This is a genomic window from Winogradskyella algicola (genome assembly GCF_005869935.1).
In the GTDB taxonomy this organism is placed as follows: domain Bacteria; phylum Bacteroidota; class Bacteroidia; order Flavobacteriales; family Flavobacteriaceae; genus Winogradskyella; species Winogradskyella algicola.
Genome location: NZ_SZQF01000002.1, coordinates 196009 through 215487, shown reverse-complemented (window position 1 = coordinate 215487; position 19479 = coordinate 196009). Strand labels below are relative to the sequence as shown.

Annotated in this window: 17 protein-coding genes; 7 read left to right on the top strand and 10 right to left on the bottom strand. The window is 33.7% G+C overall.

What is annotated here, in order from left to right:
- Both murB and FC091_RS05490 read right to left on the bottom strand, forming a co-directional pair.
- Entirely contained in the window at nt 1–1014 is a 1014-nt protein-coding gene (gene murB, locus FC091_RS05495) for a UDP-N-acetylmuramate dehydrogenase (protein WP_138433270.1), read from the bottom strand.
- The gene (locus FC091_RS05490; protein WP_138433269.1) at nt 1014–2204 is read right to left on the bottom strand and encodes a pyridoxal phosphate-dependent aminotransferase; all 1191 of its coding nucleotides are present in this window, start codon (nt 2202–2204) and stop codon (nt 1014–1016) included. Before FC091_RS05490 ends, murB begins: the two co-directional genes overlap by 1 nt.
- 113 nt (nt 2205–2317) lie before the next feature.
- On the opposite strand from FC091_RS05490, the gene FC091_RS05485 reads away from it, so the two are divergent.
- Nucleotides 2318–3673 carry a retropepsin-like aspartic protease gene (locus FC091_RS05485; RefSeq protein ID WP_138433268.1) on the top strand — a complete coding sequence of 452 codons (1356 nt, stop codon included), beginning with the start codon at nt 2318–2320 and terminating at the stop codon, nt 3671–3673.
- Nucleotides 3674–3703: 30 nt separating this feature from the next.
- Here FC091_RS05485 and FC091_RS05480 read toward each other — a convergent pair whose 3' ends face one another.
- Nucleotides 3704–4132: a DUF1573 domain-containing protein gene (locus tag FC091_RS05480; protein WP_138433267.1), complete on the bottom strand. Its 429-nt coding sequence runs from the start codon at nt 4130–4132 to the stop codon at nt 3704–3706.
- A 185-nt stretch (nt 4133–4317) separates the two neighbouring features.
- On the opposite strand from FC091_RS05480, the gene FC091_RS05475 reads away from it, so the two are divergent.
- Both FC091_RS05475 and FC091_RS05470 read left to right on the top strand, forming a co-directional pair.
- On the top strand, nt 4318–6954 hold the full coding sequence (locus tag FC091_RS05475) for a valine--tRNA ligase (protein ID WP_138433266.1): 2637 nt from the start codon (nt 4318–4320) through the stop codon (nt 6952–6954).
- 180 nt (nt 6955–7134) lie between these two features.
- Nucleotides 7135–8571, top strand: coding sequence for an NADP-dependent isocitrate dehydrogenase (locus tag FC091_RS05470; RefSeq protein WP_138433265.1), 1437 nt, complete (start codon nt 7135–7137; stop codon nt 8569–8571).
- A gap of 270 nt (nt 8572–8841) precedes the next feature.
- Here the strand turns inward: FC091_RS05470 and rodA are convergent, their stop codons facing one another.
- The 6 genes from rodA to purH form a co-directional block, all read right to left on the bottom strand.
- Complete coding sequence (gene rodA, locus FC091_RS05465; protein WP_138433264.1) at nt 8842–10122, bottom strand: rod shape-determining protein RodA; 1281 nt, start codon at nt 10120–10122, stop codon at nt 8842–8844.
- A 3-nt stretch (nt 10123–10125) separates the two neighbouring features.
- Nucleotides 10126–12060 carry a peptidoglycan D,D-transpeptidase FtsI family protein gene (locus FC091_RS05460; protein ID WP_138433263.1) on the bottom strand — a complete coding sequence of 645 codons (1935 nt, stop codon included), beginning with the start codon at nt 12058–12060 and terminating at the stop codon, nt 10126–10128.
- Nucleotides 12057–12563 carry a rod shape-determining protein MreD gene (locus tag FC091_RS05455; RefSeq protein ID WP_138433262.1) on the bottom strand — a complete coding sequence of 169 codons (507 nt, stop codon included), beginning with the start codon at nt 12561–12563 and terminating at the stop codon, nt 12057–12059. The genes FC091_RS05460 and FC091_RS05455 overlap by 4 nt, the downstream gene beginning before the upstream one ends.
- On the bottom strand, nt 12556–13377 hold the full coding sequence (mreC, locus tag FC091_RS05450) for a rod shape-determining protein MreC (protein WP_138433261.1): 822 nt from the start codon (nt 13375–13377) through the stop codon (nt 12556–12558). Before mreC ends, FC091_RS05455 begins: the two co-directional genes overlap by 8 nt.
- 11 nt (nt 13378–13388) lie before the next feature.
- A complete protein-coding gene (locus FC091_RS05445; protein ID WP_138433260.1) occupies nt 13389–14417 on the bottom strand; it encodes a rod shape-determining protein in 1029 nt (342 codons plus the stop codon).
- A gap of 113 nt (nt 14418–14530) precedes the next feature.
- Nucleotides 14531–16060 carry a bifunctional phosphoribosylaminoimidazolecarboxamide formyltransferase/IMP cyclohydrolase gene (gene purH, locus FC091_RS05440; RefSeq protein WP_138433259.1) on the bottom strand — a complete coding sequence of 510 codons (1530 nt, stop codon included), beginning with the start codon at nt 16058–16060 and terminating at the stop codon, nt 14531–14533.
- 143 nt (nt 16061–16203) lie between these two features.
- On the opposite strand from purH, the gene FC091_RS05435 reads away from it, so the two are divergent.
- Nucleotides 16204–17457: an ABC transporter permease gene (locus FC091_RS05435; RefSeq protein WP_138433258.1), complete on the top strand. Its 1254-nt coding sequence runs from the start codon at nt 16204–16206 to the stop codon at nt 17455–17457.
- A 27-nt stretch (nt 17458–17484) separates the two neighbouring features.
- On the opposite strand, the gene FC091_RS05430 is transcribed toward FC091_RS05435, so the two are convergent.
- Complete coding sequence (locus tag FC091_RS05430) at nt 17485–17940, bottom strand: GAF domain-containing protein (RefSeq protein ID WP_138433257.1); 456 nt, start codon at nt 17938–17940, stop codon at nt 17485–17487.
- 92 nt (nt 17941–18032) lie between these two features.
- Between FC091_RS05430 and xrtF the strand changes: the two genes are divergently transcribed.
- From xrtF to FC091_RS05415, 3 genes are read left to right on the top strand one after another with little or no spacing between them, the layout of a single operon-like run.
- Nucleotides 18033–18584: an exosortase family protein XrtF gene (gene xrtF, locus FC091_RS05425; RefSeq protein WP_138433256.1), complete on the top strand. Its 552-nt coding sequence runs from the start codon at nt 18033–18035 to the stop codon at nt 18582–18584.
- Complete coding sequence (locus tag FC091_RS05420) at nt 18577–19005, top strand: exosortase F system-associated membrane protein (protein WP_138433255.1); 429 nt, start codon at nt 18577–18579, stop codon at nt 19003–19005. The genes xrtF and FC091_RS05420 overlap by 8 nt, the downstream gene beginning before the upstream one ends.
- 49 nt (nt 19006–19054) lie before the next feature.
- Complete coding sequence (locus FC091_RS05415) at nt 19055–19468, top strand: HYC_CC_PP family protein (RefSeq protein WP_138433254.1); 414 nt, start codon at nt 19055–19057, stop codon at nt 19466–19468.
- The last annotated feature ends 11 nt before the right edge of the window (nt 19469–19479 follow it).

Below are 19479 nucleotides of genomic sequence, written 5' to 3'. Positions count from 1 at the left end.
TTATATGATGTTTACTTCTGTTTCTATTGAAATATTGAATATTCGTTTTATTGTTTTTTGAATCAATTGTGCTAACTCGAATATATCACTCCCTTTAGCATTACCGTAATTAACTAAAACTAAAGCTTGTTTTTGGTGTACACCATAGTCATTGAATCTTTTTCCTTTAAAACCAGCTTGTTCTATTAGCCAACCAGCAGGAACTTTAACCAAAGTATCCGAAACTTTGTACGAAGGTACATCAGGAAAATTAGTTTGCAATTCTTTAAACTCTTCCACTGTAATGACAGGGTTTTTAAAGAAACTTCCGCTATTTCCTATGTCTTTTGGATCAGGTAATTTGCTTTGTCTAATAGCAATTACAGCATTAGATACATCTTTGATTGTTGGTTTTACAATGTTAGATATTTGGAGTTGCTGCTTAATTGCACCATAATCTGTGTGCAGTTGGTGATTTTGCTTGCTTAGTTTAAAAGTAACGCTTGTAATAATGTATTCGCCTTTTAAATCTTGCTTAAAAACAGATTCTCTGTAACCAAATTTGCAATCTTCTTTTGTAAAAGTTCTTATGTCTTGAGTATTAACGTTAATAGCTTCACAACTTTCAAATACATCTTTTAATTCTACACCATAGGCTCCTATATTTTGAATAGGAGACGTCCCAACATTACCGGGAATTAAAGATAAATTTTCAATACCACCATAGTTGTGCTCTAAACACCAAAGGACAAACTGATGCCAATTTTCGCCTGCCATGGCTTTAACAAAAACAGTATTATCACTTTCGTTTACTACTTCAATGCCTTTTAAATTAATATGAAGCACTAAGGTTTCGATATCTTTGGTGAGTAGCATGTTGCTTCCGCCACCAAGAATGAATAAAGGTTGATTTTTATTGGTTTTTAAAACTTCAGAAAGAACTGTTTTATCAGTTATATTACAATAGGATTTTGCCTTGGCTTCTAAACCAAAGGTATTAAAGGGTTGCAACGAAACATTATGCTCTATAGTCATTAATCTTTATATACTTTAAGAGCTTCTTCTAAAATTTTAACAGCAGTTTTTAGACTGTCTTCGTTAAGTACATATGCGATCCTTATTTGGTTGCGACCAACACCAGGAGTAGAGTAGAAGCCTGCAGCAGGAGCTACCATAATAGTACTGTTATTATATTCAAAAGACTCTAACAGCCAACGTGCAAAATCGTCAGAGTTTTTAACAGGTAATTCTGCTATACAATAAAAAGCTCCGTTAGGTTTAGCAACTTTAACACCAGGGATATTTTCTAAACCTTCAATTAAAATATTTCTTCGTTTTACATATTCTTCTTTAACATCATCAAAATAGCTTTGTGGTGTGCTAAGAGCAGCTTCACTGGCAATTTGAGCTAAAGTTGGTGGGCTTAATCTTGCTTGGGCAAACTTTAATGCAGTTTTTATAACGTCTTTGTTTTTAGAAACTAAATACCCAATACGAGCACCACACATGCTATAGCGCTTAGATACTGAGTCTATTACTATGGCATGCTCTTCTAAGCCTGGTTCTTGTAAAATTGAGTAGTGTTCTATACCGTCATAAACGAATTCTCTGTAAACTTCGTCTGCGATTAAGAATAAATCGTGCTTCTTAACAATTGCAGCAAGTTTACTTATTTCTTCTTCTGAATATAAATAACCTGTAGGATTACCTGGGTTACAAATAAGAATAGCTTTGGTTTTTGGTGTGATGAGCTTTTCAAATTCTTCTATTGGCGGAAGCGCAAAGTTATCTTCAATCTTAGAAATTACAGGAACCACTTTAATGCTAGAGGCTGTTGAGAAACCATTGTAATTGGCATAAAATGGTTCAGGTATGATAATTTCATCATCCTCGTCCATAATACTTCCAAAAGCAAAAAGTAAAGCTTCACTTCCACCTGTTGTTACAATGATATCGTTATGGGTTACTTCAATAGCATTACGTAAATAATATTGAGCAATTTTTTTTCTGTATTCCTCAGAACCTTCAGATCTTGAATAGGCAAGAATATCCAATGAATGAACTTTGACAGCATCTAAAGCTACTGCGGGTGTTTTTATATCTGGTTGTCCTATATTTAAATAATAAACAGTTTTTCCCTGTTTGTGAGCTTCTTCAGCATATGGTACCAATTTTCTAATTGGTGACTCAGGCATGTTAATACCTTTCTCAGAAATTTTAGGCATGGTATAAATTTTAAAGTGCTAAGTTCCGAAATTTCTTAAAGTTTCTACAAAAAATAACATCGAAAATATATAGTTAAATAAAGATTTGTAAATTCAGTTAAATCAAATCAATATTGAAAAGACGTCTTACATATTTAATTTTACTTTGCTTATGTTGGAATAGTTGGTCAATCATCGCTCAAGGTCAATTCCTTTTGAAAGATAAGGTGAGTCAGAAAATTACTTTTGAATTTGCAGCTAATCTTATAGTAATCCCTGTAGAAGTTAATGGTGTAGAACTATCATTTGTATTAGATACAGGTGTTAGTAAGCCTATTTTGTTTAATCTAACAGAAAATGATTCGCTCGATTTAAAAAACACAAAAACATTTTATCTGCATGGTTTAGGCGCAGATGGAAAGATTGAAGCTATAAAGTCTAGTTATAATAGGTTTAAGATAGGTGACGCTGTAGGTAGTAATCAAGATTTGTATGTGGTGTTTGATTCGGATATTAATTTTACACCTCGTCTGGGTGTAGTTGTGCACGGTATAATTGGCTATGACATTTTTAGGGATTTCGTTGTTGAGATTAATTATAGGTCTAAGTATATAAGGTTGCACAAACCTGATTTATTTAAACCTAAACTATCTAAAAAATGGCAATCAATACCTTTAGAAATTCATAATAACAAGCCTTATCTAAATGCTAGAGTTACGTTTGGAGATAATGCTGAAAATGTAAAATTACTAATGGATACTGGTAGTAGTGATGCCTTATGGTTATTCGAAAATAAAGAAAAGGGTTTAATACCTAATGACTCTCTTTTTTTTAGAGATTATTTAGGTAAGGGTTTAAGTGGTTCTGTTTATGGCAAGAGATCTAAGATTAAAAGTTTTCAGTTAAGTAACTATAAGCTTACGGATGTGAATGTTGCTTATCCAGATTCTTTATCTGTGGACGTCAATAAAATTCATAAAGGGAGAAATGGAAGCGTAGGAGGTGATATTCTCAAGAGATATAACATGTATGTAGATTATAGCAATGAAAAACTTTATATAAAGAAAAATAACTATTACAAGAAACCATTTACGTACAATAATAGTGGTATTGTATTAGAGCATAATGGCAGTATGTTTGTAAATGAGCGTATTAAAGTTCCTTCAACAGATGGTTATAGTGAAACTTATAATCCTAATGCTATAAAGATAGATGTTTCTATAAGTCATAGAATGCTATTGAAACCAATGTATAGAATAGTAGAGTTACGCAGATCTTCTAACGCATATGCATCTGGTCTCAGAATAGGTGATATTTTACTAGGTATTAATGGAAAAGAAGTCTTTAATATGAAACTGAATCAAATAAATGAAATCTTGTTTGGCAAAACAGGAAAACCAATAAGGCTAAAAGTTGAGCGTCATGGTGAGGTGAAGGTTTTTAAATTTAAGTTAGATGATGCCTTAAAAAGAAATGAGCCCTCAAATTGAGAGCTCATTGAAATATAATGATAATTAAGTTTATTGCTCAATCATACTTTTTTCTTTTTTCTCTAGAACACTTGTCTTATCAGGATCTATAACTAATCCCTTAATCTTAAGCGCTACTGTTGGAGTTTCTGCATTAGAATACACAGTGATGGTTTTTCTAATAGGATTAACTCTCTTTGTGTCGTACTTTACTTCTATTTCACCTGTTTCACCAGGCATAATAGGCTCTTTAGGCTTTTTTGGTACTGTACAACCACATGTAGATTTTACATTAGATATTACCAAAGGAGCATTTCCGGTATTGGTAAATTCAAACGTTCTAACACCATCAGAACCTTTTTCAATAGTTCCGTAATCAATAACGGTTGTCTTAAACTCTATCTTAGCTACTTTCTTTTCCTGAGCAAAAGACCCCAAACTTATTAAGCCTACAAATAGAATTGCTATTAAATTTTTCATCATTTAAGTTTTAAATTGATACTATCAAAACTACTTACTTTTTTACTCTCCTCAAAATTAATTAGATGTAATACATGCTATTTAACAATTTTTGATGTCTACAGCCACATAAAACAGCCTAATAATTTTTCAAAAAAAGAAATATAAGTACTTTTGTTAGTTACTTTGCAAAAACAATACCAAATATGGAAATCCCATCAAAATATAATGCAACTTCAGTAGAAAATAAGTGGTATAGCTACTGGATGGAAAATAAATATTTTCACTCTACACCAGACGATAGAGAGCCTTACACCATTGTAATTCCGCCACCTAACGTTACAGGAATTTTACATATGGGACACATGCTGAATAATACAATTCAGGATGTGTTAATTCGTCGAGCTCGATTGTTAGGTAAAAATGCATGTTGGGTTCCTGGTACAGACCACGCATCTATCGCTACAGAAGCTAAAGTAGTTGCCAAGTTAAAAGAACAAGGCATAGATAAAAATGATTTAACACGCGATGAATTTCTAAAACACGCTTGGGATTGGACGCATGAATATGGCGGTGTAATCTTAGAGCAATTAAAAAAATTAGGATGTTCTTGCGATTGGGACAGAACTAAATTTACGATGGATGATGATATGTCCGAAGCCGTTATAAAGGTGTTTGTAGACCTTTATAATAAAGGACTGATATATCGTGGTTACAGAATGGTTAATTGGGATCCTGAAGCTAGGACAACACTATCTGACGAAGAGGTAGAGTATATAGAAAAACAAGGAAAGCTTTACTATGTAAATTATAAAATTGAAGGTTCTAACGATACCCTAACGATTGCTACAACGCGACCAGAAACTATTTTAGGAGATTCGGCAATTTGTATCAATCCAGAAGATCCAAGGCATCAAAATCTTAAAGGTAAAAAAGCAATTGTACCAATTTGTAATCGCGTAATTCCAATTATCGAAGATGATTATGTAGATGTAGAATTTGGTACAGGTTGTTTAAAAGTAACACCAGCACACGATGAAAATGATAAAGTGTTAGGCGATAAGCATAATCTTGAAGTTATAGATATCTTTAATGAAGATGCTACCTTGAATAGTTATGGTATGCATTACGAAGGGCAAGATCGTTTTGCTGTTCGTAAAGCCATTGTTAAGGAGCTAGAATCTTTAGGACAGATTGAAAAAATTGAAGATTATACCAATCGTGTTGGTATATCAGAGCGTACAAAAGCGGTTATAGAGCCACGTTTAAGTGACCAATGGTTCTTAAAAATGGAAGATTTGGCTAAACCAGCTTTAGATGCAGTACTTACGAATGGTGAGGTGAAGCTTTTTCCAAAGAAGTTTGAAAACACGTACCGTCACTGGATGGAAAACATCAGAGATTGGAATATTTCACGTCAGCTACTTTGGGGACATCAAATTCCTGCATATTACTATGGAGACGGGAAAGAAGATTTTGTTGTTGCCGAAACTAAAGAAAAAGCATATGAGCTTGCTGTCACTTCGAGCGTAGTCGAGAAGTCTTTTAAAATTGAAGACTTACGTCAGGAAACTGACGCACTAGACACATGGTTTTCGTCTTGGTTATGGCCAATGAGTGTTTTTGATGGAATACGAAATCCAGAAAATGAAGACATAAAATACTATTACCCAACTAATGATTTGGTAACAGGTCCAGACATTTTATTCTTTTGGGTAGCCCGAATGATCATTGCAGGTTATGAGTATAAAGACCAAAGACCATTTGAAAATGTTTATTTAACCGGATTGGTAAGAGATAAGCAAAGACGAAAAATGTCTAAGTCGCTTGGTAATTCACCAGACGCCTTAAAGCTTATCGAAGAATATGGTGCAGATGGTGTGCGAGTGGGCTTGTTATTAAGCTCCGCAGCTGGTAACGATTTGTTGTTTGATGAAGCCCTTTGCCAACAAGGTAAAGGTTTAGGAAACAAAGTTTGGAGTGCGTTTTATTTAACAACACTTTGGGAAGTATCTAATAAAATTGAACAACCACAATCGAGTAAAATTGGTCTGGAATGGTTCGAAGCTAAATTTCAAAAAGTATTAGTAGAGATTGAAGATCACTTTAGCAAATACCGTCTTAGCGATGCGTTAATGGCTATTTACAAATTGATTTTTGATGATTTCTGCGGATGGTTACTAGAGATCGTAAAACCAGCTTATGGTGAGCCAATTGATGCAAAAACATACCATAAGTTAATCGCACTATTTGAAGACAACTTAAAAATTATGCATCCATTTATGCCATTTATCACTGAAGAAATATGGCAAACTATGAAATCAAGAACACCAGAAGAAGCCTTAATCATAGCAAAATGGCCAGCTCAAAAAGATACTAATGATGTATTAATTTCGCAGTTCGATTTTGCGTCTGAAGTCATTTCAGGAATACGAAACATTAGAAAACAAAAGAATATAGCGTTCAAAGATGCTATAGGATTCTCAGTTGTAAATAATGAAAATGTTGAACCTGAGTTTGATGAGGTTATTACAAAAATGGGTAACCTAAGCAGTTTTAATTACGTCAACGAACCTGTTGAAGGCGCTTTAACCTTTAGAGTAAAATCTAATGAATATTTCATTCCTATGGAAGGAAGTATTGATGTAGAAGCTGAAATTAAAAAGCTAACTGAAGAATTAAATTATACAGAAGGTTTCTTAAAATCAGTTCAAAAGAAGTTGTCCAATGAGCGTTTTGTAAATAATGCGCCAGAGCAAGTTGTAGCTTCAGAAAAGAAAAAAGAAGCAGATGCTTTAGCTAAAATTGATACAATTAAAGCAAGCTTGGAAAGTCTTAAATAGTTAAATTTTCTTAAAAATTCTTAAAAGATTAATACTGCAAAATAGTTGTTTTTGCAGTATTAATCTTTTATGTGCGCTTATGTATAAATAAAAATTATATATAACATATTAAACATATATAAAAATATATAAAAAAGGAATGTCATCTTTGCACCGTAATAAAAAGACAACGCAATAATTATGATAAAAATATCATTAGCCAAAGGAGATGGTATTGGTCCTGAGATTATGGACGCAACACTAAACATTTTAAATGCCGCTGGTGCAGATCTTACCTTTGAAGAAATAGAAGTAGGCGAAAAGGTCTATTTGTCTGGTAACTCTACAGGTATATCAGATGAAGCTTGGGAGTCTATAAGAAGAAACAAAGTTTTGTTAAAAGCGCCAATAACAACACCGCAAGGAGGTGGTTATAAAAGCTTAAATGTAACTATGCGCAAAACATTAGGCTTGTACTCTAATGTAAGACCTTGTAGAAGTCTTCATCCGTTTGTAACTACAAAACATCCAGAAATGGATGTAGTTATAATTAGGGAAAATGAAGAAGATTTATATGCAGGTATAGAGCATCAGCAGACGGATGAAGTAGTGCAGTGTCTTAAACTGATAAGTCGTCCTGGTTGCGAAAAAATTGTCACCTACGCATTTGAGTATGCAAAAAAATATGGTAGAAAAAAAGTAACCTGCTTTACAAAAGATAATATTATGAAGCAGACCGATGGTTTGTTTCACCAAGTATTTGATGAAGTAGCAGCACGCTATCCAGAAATTGAAAATGAACATTGGATTGTGGATATAGGTTCTGCCTTATTAGCTGACTCTCCAGAAGATTTTGATGTTATAGTAATGCCAAATTTATATGGAGATGTAGTGTCAGATATAGCAGCACAGATTACAGGTTCAGTTGGTTTAGCTGGTTCAGCAAACATTGGGCAAGAGTGTGCCATGTTTGAGGCTATACATGGTTCTGCGCCAGATATTGCTGGTAAAGATGTGGCGAATCCATCTGGTTTAATAAATGGTGCCGTAATGATGCTAAATCATATAGGACAAAGTGATGTGGCCGAAAAAATACAAAACGCATGGTTACGAACTATAGAGGATGGTGTGCATACCAACGATATTTACGACCCTATAATGAGTACAAAACGTGTTGGTACAAAAGCATTTGCTGAAGCGGTTATTGCTAATTTAGGTAACAAACCAAAACAGTTGCCAGCAGTAATTTTTGAAGATAATACACCTTTAGTATTGCCTAAATACCAAAGAAAGCCATCGCGACAAAAGCAAATTGTAGGTGTAGACTTATTTGTTGATTGGAATGGGTATGATGCTAATATTCTGGCAAAGGAACTTCAAAAACTTAACAACGAGGAACTCGAGTTGTCCATGATAACCAACAGAGGTATTAAAGTATGGCCAAATGGTTTTGAAGAAACGTTTTGCACAGACCATTGGAGGTGTAGATACACGGCTAAAGAAGGGAAAGAATTGTCTAAAGAAAAAGTGGTAGAGGTGTTACATGCAGCTTTACAAAATGGTATTGATGCCATTAAAACAGAAAACCTATATACGTTTGATGGTGTAAGAGGATATTCTCTAGGCCAAGGACAATAGGAGTTAGTTCTTTTATACACCCTAAAGGTTAGGTGGCTAATTAGTAGTAGGGTTAATACCGTAACTATCAACCTTAAGGATGTTTTTTTTATTGAAACAAAGACACTAAGATTTTTTGATAATACAATAGTCTTTAAATTTTTTCATAGGTTGTTAGATACTAATTGCTCTGCTGTTATGATAGGTTGTGCTAAAAATCATGACAGTATTGTTTATTGCAATAGAGATTAGTTAGTAAGACTTGTATTAAACTAAAATCTGGTGTCTTTTTTACCACTCGTTTATTTTATTACTATCAAGCTTAATAAAAATGAATAGTAAAATGGTAAAACCCCAAAGACCCGAGCCTCCATAGCTAAAAAAAGGTAAAGGAATTCCAACGGTTGGTATTAAGCCCATTACCATACCAATATTTATGGTAAAATGAATAAAGAGGATTGAAGCAACACTGTAACCGTATACACGACTAAATTGAGACTTTTGGGCTTCAGCTAAATATAAAACACGTACTATTAAGAACACAAAGAGTAGCACAACTATACTACTGCCAATAAATCCCCATTCTTCTCCTACGGTACTAAAGATGTAATCTGTTTCTTGTTCGGGTACAAATTTACCGGTTGTCCTAGTCCCTTCAAAAAATCCCTTTCCTGTGAGTCCACCGGAGCTTATAGCTTGCTCAGATTGAATAAGATTATAGGCCTCTGCCTTGCGCATTCTTTCGAGTTTCGCTGGATCTTTTTCTAATCGTAACCAAAGGCTAATTCTGTTTTGTTGATGAATCTTTAAGCCATGGTTATAGAAGAGTTTTACACCATATGCAAATCCAATAGCGATGAGTAAAACCAATGCGTACTGAATTTTAGATGCACGTTTCTTTTTACGTATAAAAAAGCGAATGACGAGTGCTAGAGCTGCAACTATACCAGTGATTAATACACCAAATTTTAAAGATAGTACAGCCAAAAAGATAAGCGATAAAGCCACAATGAGATATATCTGTTGTAAGCCTTCTCTGTAAAATACGAAGAAAAAAGCTGTGTAGACAATAGTACTTCCTGCGTCGTTTTGTAATAAAATCAATAAGGCAGGGATAAAAATAATAGCAGCAACACGAATTTGGTCTTTTAACGTTTTCATGTTGGTCTGAATGTCGCTTATATACTTAGCTACTGCTAAAGCTGTGGCAAACTTGGCAAACTCACTTGGTTGGATTGTCATACTACCTATACCATACCAAGAGCGTGCTCCATTAACATCTTTACCAAAAATGAAGAGACCTACAAGCGATAAAAGGGCGAACAAATAGATAACACTAGAAAACCGTTCGTAAAACTTGGCTTCGAGCGATAAAATTAGAATGATTATAATGAAGGTGAGTCCAATAAATACTAATTGTTTACCATAGAGCTCAGTCATGTTAAAATAGCTCGTGACCTCGCCATCATGAGATGCTGATAAAATATTAACATAGCCAAAACCAACCAATAAAAGAAAAAGTATAATGGTAATCCAATCGAACTTAAAACGTCTTTGGTTTTCTCTGAGCATCAACTATTGTTTTAAGGCTTCTTGTTCTTCAAGTTTAATAGCGTAATTATCTATAACTTGAAGTGTTGTTTCACCATTAATTTTGAAAGGTTCGCCCGAAATCGGCTTAGCATACTCATTTTCAAGACTGTGTGTTAGTATCCAATTTTCTAAATCGGTTCTTGTTATGTTGCCTTTAATATATTTTTCAATCATTAAACTTGCCATTCTTCCAGCAAAACGACTTCCCCAGTATCCATTTTCCACAAAAACAGCAATGGCGATTTTAGGATTATCTTTTGGTGCAAAAGCTACAAAAATCGAGTGGTCGGTCAGCTGGGTTTTTTTGCCGTCAATTATAGCAAAATTTTCGGCTGTTCCTGTTTTTCCGCAGATTTCTATCCCTTCAACTTTTAAAGCTTTAGCTGTACCATCATTGTAGACATCAAACATACCTTCTATTACAGGTTCAAAGTGTTTTCTGTCGATAGTGGTATACTTTGGAGTTGTGAATTTTGATGGAATTGTATCGCCTTCAATAGTTTTAATGATATGTGGAGTGTAATAATACCCACGATTTCCAATAGCAGCAGCCATGTTTGCTAGTTGTATTGGTGTAGCTTCAACTTCTCCTTGACCAATAGCATTAGATACAATATATGTTGAGCCCCAACGATTATCTCCATAAGCTCTGTCGTAATAATCACCATCTGGAATACGACCTGGACGACCAACTGATAAATCGTTATTTAGGAAATCTCCTAAGCCAAAACTCTTGGCATGCTTTGCCCATTTGTTCATACCATCTCCTGCGTCATTATATTTGTCAATAATTCGTCTGTAGACGTTAACAAAATAAGCATTGCAGGATTGCGCTATTCCCATATTCATGTCAACTGGGCTTCTATGATGATGGCAACCCGTTAGTTTTCTACTACCATAGTAATAGCCCATTCTACAACTAAAGGTGTCATGCTCATCAACGACTCCTTCTTGCAAGCCGATTAATGCATTGATAACTTTAAATGGCGAACCTGGTGGATACTGGGCTAAGAGACCTCTATCAAATAGAGGTTTTGCAATACTATCATAGTGCAATTTTGTGTAGTTTTTAGATCTGTTTCTGCCGACCAAAATATTTGGATTGTAACTTGGTCCAGTAACCATAGCCAAAATCTCACCACTATTAGGTTCTATGGCAACAATACCTCCACGCTTATGTTGCATTAAAAGTTCACCATAAGCTTGTAATTCTGAATCTATAGTGATGGTAATATCCTTGCCAGGTACAGGTAAGGTATCTAATTTTCCTTCTTGAAAAGGCCCAATATTTTTATTAAACCTGTCTTTTTGAATAAATTTTATACCCTTTGTACCTCTAAGAATTTCTTCATAAGATTGCTCTACACCTTGTTTACCAATTAAATCTCCCAATCTATAATAAGGTTGTTTTTCTATAATACTACGGTTAACTTCACCAATATCTCCTAAAACATTCGCGCCAATAGTGGTTTGGTAAGATCTTAGGGATCGTTTCTGAATGTAAAAGCCTATATACTTTCTCATTTTTTCCTGAAGCACAGCATAATCGGATTTTGATAACTGTGGGACAAATGGTGAAGGTAACCTAGGGGAGTAGTTTTTTGCGCGTTCTAATTTTTTGTCAAATTCTTCTCTGGTAATTTTCAATAGATTGCAAAACTCAATAAGTTCTAATGAGTCCATAGGCTCAACTTCCCTTGGAATAACCATAACATCGTAAGATGGTTGGTTGGCCACTAATAATTTGCCATTTCTGTCGTATACATAACCACGCTTAGGATAGGTGTACTCCTTTTTTATTGCAGAATCTTCAAAAATATCATATTCATAACCACCATAGACTTGTAAATAGAACAAACGTGCTATAAAAACAATGCCAACAAGTATAACAGTAGTTAAGAGTAAAAGTTTTCTCATTTTTTGTTTCGACTAAATAGAACTATGATTAGGATACAAAGTATTATAGTAAAAATACTAGAGAATAACGTTTTTTTCAAGATTAAAAGTATGCTAGAAATGTTAAAAACTTCTAGAGAAAACAAAATAAGATGATGAGTAATTGTGCCAAGCGTTACGTAGGTGATCAAACTACCTAAGTCGGTGTTGCTAAACTTCACGCTCTGGTGCTCATAGAGCATGCCAAATGATGTTTTTAAAAAAACGGGTCTGGCATATGCTAAAAAAACCGAAGCAGCAGCATGGACTCCGCCAGAATCCATAAAAACATCAACAAACATACCTAATAAAAAGCTTGTAAGGAGTAAAACGAGACGATCTTCCCTTATAGGAAAGAGGAATATGAAAATGATATAAATGTATGGATTAATATAACCCAAAAAGTTTATATGACTACAGATAACAACTTGAATTAGAAGTAGTAAAACAAAGCGAATGCTATTTACACCTAGAGCACTATTCATTACTACTGTTTTGTAATTTTAAAATCTCGTCTCTGTCTTTGTTCTCAATAATGTAAACTGTTCCTATGTTTGTCATATCATTAAACAGTTTTACTTGGATTGTGTATGTATCTCCACTAATATCAGTTTCAAAACTTTCAATGCTCCCAATGTTAATTCCTTTTGGGAAAATTGAAGATTGACCACCAGTAACAATGGTGTCTCCAGCTTTTACAGGAGCAAATTTAGATACATCGATAAGCTGAACAAATTCTGGAGATTTTCCGTTCCAGGTTAAAGAACCTATGTGGTTTGAGTTTTTTAGTTTAACATTAATTCTGCTTTTTTTGCTCAAAATAGAAAGTACAGTAGCATAATTTTTGGAAGTATTGTCAATGATACCAACAATACCTTTTGATGTTATAACTCCAAAATCTTGCTTAATGCTATCGTTCTTACCTTTATTAACGGTTAAAAAATTATTGGTTGACGAATAACTGTTCTTATAAACATCAGCAATGGTTATTCTGTAATTTTTTTTTGAGATTGAAGTATCAATAACCGTATTGTTTTCAGAGTTTATAGAATTGAAAAGTTGTTCTTTTAAGCGTTTATTTTCTTCAGCTAAAATTTCATTCTCTTGTTCTAAATCGAAATACTTATCAATTGAATTTACAGTACCATAGACACCACCAGAAAGTGCGTTAGCAGAGTTTATAAATTTACTTCTGTGATAAGAATGCGATTGAATAGTAAGTGCTAAGCAAATACTAAAGAGGAATAAAAACAACAGAAAGGTTTTGTTTTTGATAACAAAATTGATGATTTGTTGCATTTATTTCTCGTTTATTTTATCAATACGCTTTTGTATTTTGGCAAGTTTTTAAGAACAATTCCTGTACCTCTTACTACAGCTCTTAATGGGTCTTCGGCTATATAAACAGGTAAATCTGTTTTTTGAGATAAACGCTTGTCTAAACCTCTTAGCATAGATCCACCACCAGCGAGATAAATACCTGTGTTGTATATATCTGCAGCTAATTCCGGAGGAGTTTGTGATAAGGTTTCCATTACGGAATCTTCAATTCTTAAGATAGATTTATCTAATGCTTTAGCAATTTCTCTGTAAGATATCTGCACTTGTTTAGGCTTACCAGTTAATAAGTCACGTCCTTGAACACTCATATCCTCTGGTGGTAATTCTAAATCTTCAGTAGCAGCACCAATCTGAATTTTTATTTTTTCAGCAGTTCTATCACCAACATAAAGGTTGTGTTGCGTACGCATGTAGTAGATAATATCGTTTGTAAATACATCACCAGCTACTTTAACTGATTTATCACACACAATACCGCCAAGTGCTATAACAGCGATTTCAGTAGTTCCACCACCTATATCAACAATCATATTTCCTTTAGGTTGCATAATATCTACACCAATACCAATGGCAGCTGCCATTGGCTCATGTATTAGGTAGACTTCTTTGCCATTAACGCGCTCACAAGATTCTTTTACAGCTCGCATTTCAACTTCAGTAATACCAGAAGGAATACAAACAACCATTCTCAACGCAGGATTAAAAAACTTTTTCTTAAGCGCAGGTATGTTTTTTATAAACATACTTATCATTTGCTCAGAAGCATCAAAATCTGCAATTACTCCATCTTTAAGAGGTCTAATTGTTTTAATGTTCTCGTGGGTTTTACCTTGCATCATGTTGGCTTCTTTACCAACAGCTATTATTTTATTGCTAATTCGATCTCTCGCTACTATAGAAGGACTGTCAACAACAACCTTATCGTTATGTATAATTAGAGTGTTTGCGGTTCCTAAATCAATGGCTATTTCTTCTGTTAGGAAATCAAAAAATCCCATGCGCGTTTATAATATTATTCGGGTTATTCTTGTCAAAGTTTTTTGACTAAGCGTAAATGTAATAAATTATACGTTATTTCTGCCTTTATAGATGTTTTAACTCAATATATTTTTTAATGCTTAAAATGACGTGTTCCTGTAAAGACCATAGCAACATTATTTTCATTACAATAATTGATGCTTAATTCGTCTTTTATAGAGCCGCCAGGTTGAATTACAGCTGTAATACCAGCATTATCTGCAATTTCTACACAATCTGGGAATGGGAAAAATGCATCACTAGCCATAACAGCGCCTTCTAAATCAAAATTGAAAGATTTAGCTTTATGTATCGCTTGGTTTAAGGCATCTATACGACTTGTTTGTCCTGTTCCGCTTGCTAAAAGTTGTTTGTTTTTGGCAAGAACTATGGTGTTAGATTTAGTATGCTTACAAAGTTTTGAAGCAAAAATTAAATCTTCTTTTTCAGCATCAGTTGGTGCTTTAGTTGTAGCTGTTTTTAAATCTTCTAAACTATCAGTTTTGTTATCTTTATCTTGAACTAAAACACCATTTAGACATGTTCTAACAGTTTTTTCAGATAGTTCAACATCATTTAAGATTAAAAGAATTCGGTTTTTCTTTCCTTTTAAAATTTCTAAAGCGTCGTCACTAAATGAAGGTGCGATTACAACTTCACAGAACAATTTATGGATTTCTTCGGCAGTTGCTTTATCAATCTCTGTATTTGAGATTAAGATACCACCAAAAGCAGAAACGGGATCACCAGCTAACGCATCTACATACGCTTGATGAATGGTATCTCTTTGTGCAAAACCACAGGCATTATTATGCTTTAAAATAGCAAAAGTTGGTTCTTCACCCTTAAATTCTAAAATAAGATTTACAGCAGCATCAACATCCAACAGATTATTATAGCTTAATTCTTTACCATGAAGTTTTGTAAACATGGCATCAAAATCACCAAAGAAAAATCCTTTTTGGTGAGGGTTTTCACCATAACGCAATACTTTTCCTTTTGTCTCACTAATCTTTAAAACTGGTTCTTTTTCATCTTTATTGAAATAGTTAAAAATAGCAGAATCGTAGTGAGAAGAAACATTAAAAGCCTTTGCAGCAAAATGCTTACGGTCTTCTTCAGAAGTTTCTCCATTTTTAGATTCAAGTAATTCTAAAAATTCAGCATAATCATCTACAGAAGATACACAAGTAACATCTGCATAGTTTTTAGCGGCAGCTCTAATGAGTGAAATACCTCCAATATCAATTTTTTCAATGATATCTTGATTACTAGCACCAGAAGCAACAGTTTTTTCAAAAGGATATAAATCAACAATGACCAAATCAATTTGTGGAATATCAAACTCAGCAAGTTCGGCAACATCACCTTCGTGATTTTGACGATTTAAAATACCACCAAAAACTTTTGGATGTAAAGTTTTAACCCTTCCACCTAATATTGAAGGATAAGATGTAACATCTTCTACAGGCACAACGTTAATGCCTAAATCTTTGATGAATTTTTCCGTTCCACCAGTTGAATAAATGGTAACGTTGAGATCGTTTAATTTTTTTACTATTGGTTCTAATCCGTCCTTACTAAATACCGAAATTAGCGCTGAGGATATGGTTTTGTTGCTCATAATGTTGTGTTGTGATTTTGATGCTGCAAAAATAAAATAAACAATACGATTATCTTTGTGGTTATATGAGTTTCTTTAAGTTTTTTGTAACAATAAATTGTTGAAAACGTCCTATCTTTAAATTGTTTTAAAACAACCAACATATGCTTGTCTATTTAAGAGTATTCAAAGAGAGTTTTTCGTTTGCACTAAATGCTCTCAGAAATAATAAGTTACGTACCTTTCTGTCACTTTTGGGCGTTACCGTTGGTATCTTCTCTATTATTGCCGTTTTAGCCGCTGTAGATTCATTAGATAAAAACATTAAGGAAAACCTATCAGGACTTGATAAAAACACCATGTACCTCACTAAATATTCTTTTGGACCAACAGAAGTGCCAAGATGGAAACGTGATAATTTTCCGCAAACAGAGTATGATGATTATGAGTTTGTGAGACGTAATGTACCAGATATTGAAGAGTCTGCCTATGTGATTTTTGGTGGTAGAGAAACTATCCGTTACCAAGCAGAAACATTAACTAATATTGAGATTACACCGATTTCTCATGGAATTTATGTTATAGATGATTTAAAAATCGACAAAGGTAGATTCTATTCAGAATTAGAGTCAGATACGGGAGCGCCTGTTATTGTTATTGGTTACGAATTAGCTGAAAATTTATTTGATCAGTCTAATCCAATTGGTAAAGTGGTGAGAGTATATGGTAGAAAGTTAACAGTGATTGGAGTTTTAGAGAAATATGGATCAGGTTTAGGTGACTCGCCAGACGTTAAAGGCTTTGTGCCTGCAAATTTTGTGAGACAATTTAGAAATGGAGGTGTAGATGGTCTGCCAGGTGCTGTAGTTATAAAACCAAAATCTGGGGTAGATATGGGTGCTTTTGAAAGTGTTTTAAAGCAAAAATTCAGAGCGTATAGAGGTCTGAAAGCTGATGAAGACGATGACTTTTTTATTAATAAATTATCTGGTTTAGTATCTTTTGTAGATGCTATTATTGGAACACTTAACCTTGTTGGTTGGGTAATAAGTGGGTTTTCACTTTTAGTAGGTGGCTTTGGTATTGCCAATATTATGTTTGTGAGTGTAAAAGAGCGTACAAACCTTATTGGAATTCAAAAATCTTTAGGAGCTAAAAACCGTTTTATTTTATTTCAATTTTTATTCGAAGCCGTAATTTTAGCTGTTGTAGGTGGCTTAATCGGTCTGTTTCTTGTTTATATAACAGCCTTAATAATGAATGGAGTAGTGGGAGATGACTTTAACTTTGTCTTATCTTTTGGCAATATGTTCCTTGGTTTTGCTCTTTCTACATTTATAGGATTAATATCTGGAGTAATACCTGCAATATCAGCATCTCGACTGGATCCTGTTGAGGCTATTAGAACTGGAATGTAGTATTTTAGTTAGTAGTTAGTATTGTGATTAAATAAAACTAGCAATTTCTTTACAAACAAACTCTAGAAAACGTTCATCAGCTTCAGTAAATGGGTCTGGAGTATTCGAGTCTATATCAATTTGCCCAATATTTTCACCATTTATAAAAATAGGAATTACAATCTCAGCTTTTACGGTTATACTACAAGCTATGTAATTATCTTGCGCAGACACATCTGGTACTACGAAGTTTTTATTACTCACGGCAACTTGTCCGCATATGCCTTTGCCAAAAGGAATTATGGTATGTTCGGTTGGTTCTCCTACATATGGCCCAAGTTTTAACTCGTGCTTGTCTCCGTTTTTAAAATAGAAACCGACCCAATTGTAATAGTCTACATTGGCTTCAAGAAGCTCACAAATTTTTAATAGACGCTCGTCTATAGTAAAGTTAGTGTTAGATGCTATTGATTTTATTTCGGGTTTTAGAGTTTCAAAAGTCATAATTGCAAATTTTTGGCAAAAATATCTAAAAGCGTAAACTTTTAAATTAGGGTTTTCATAAATTTAACAGCCTACAATTAATAATATTTTATTTGAGAGAACTCTTAACAAAATATAAGCTCGTTATAAGATTCATTATCACCTTTTTATTGGTATATGGTGTGTTAACCATTGGTTATAATATTTATTTAAAATTATCTGATGGTTCTAAGCACTATCCTGATTACATGACCAATTTGGTCGCTAGACAGACTAATTCTTTGCTGAATAGTGTGGGATATAAGGCTGAAGTTATACCACATCCCAAAGAACCTTCAATGAAGGTAATCATTAATGGAAAATTTGTGGCCAGAGTTATAGAAGGTTGTAATGCTGTGAGCATTATCATTTTGTTTCTATCTTTTATTGTCGCTTTTGCAGGTAAGATAAAAACAACAGTACTCTATTGTTTTGCGGGTAGTATAATCATATATGCTTTTAATCTTATCCGAATAGTGATTTTATCAGCAGGACTTTACCATTACCCATGGAGACGCGAGGTCTTACACAATGTTATTTTCCCAATGGTAATTTATGGGACTGTATTTATCCTTTGGATGTTTTGGGTTAATAGATTTTCTAAAAATGTAAAAGCAAATGCCTAAACTTACGCGCTACATATTGGCTGTTTTATTGTTACTCGTTTTGGTGGCGATTAGAGGTTTTGAGGATTATTTGTTCTACGATCCTTATCTCACGTTTTTTGAAAACGACTATCTCTATATAGATAATCCTAGACGCGAAGTAGCTAAATTAGTGTTCTATACAAGTTTGCGATATTTGTTAAACACATTGGCATCGATAGGGATTTTATATCTGATTTTTAATGATAAAATCATGATAAAATTTTCAGTTTTGCTGTATACGATTGCCTATGTGTTATTACTCATCCCTTTTCTATATTTTGTTATTAATCCCAAGCAAGAAGACTACTATTTATTCTTCAATATCAGACGATTTTTGATACAGCCAATAGGTTTAATTTTACTCTTACCAGCATTTTACTATTACAAACTTAATCGTTAAGGATTTTATAAAATCATTTCCGTTTGTGTCAATTTTGTAACTTTGCAATGTGAAATATTCATTTCTAAATAGAACCATTGCTATAGCACTATCTTTTTTAGTGTTGTTTTCTACGCTTTCTTTAACTGTAGAAAAGCATTTCTGTGGTGATACCTTAGTGGATATTGCAGTATTTTCAAAAATAGATTCATGTTGTGGTGATGCCAATGACTCCGATGCATTTGAGACTACAAAAAATACATGTTGTAAAAACGAAGTGGATGTCGTTGAAGGGCAAGATGAATTAAAGATTACCTCAATTGATGATCTAACAAGCATAGAAAAGCAAATACTTATTGCTTTTCATTTTACTTATATCCACCTGTTTGAAAGCTTACCTAAAAAAGCAATACCAAACAGAGACTACTCTCCTCCCGAAATAGTGAAAGACATTCACGTTTTGGACGAAACTTTCCTTATTTAGACAATTTAAAA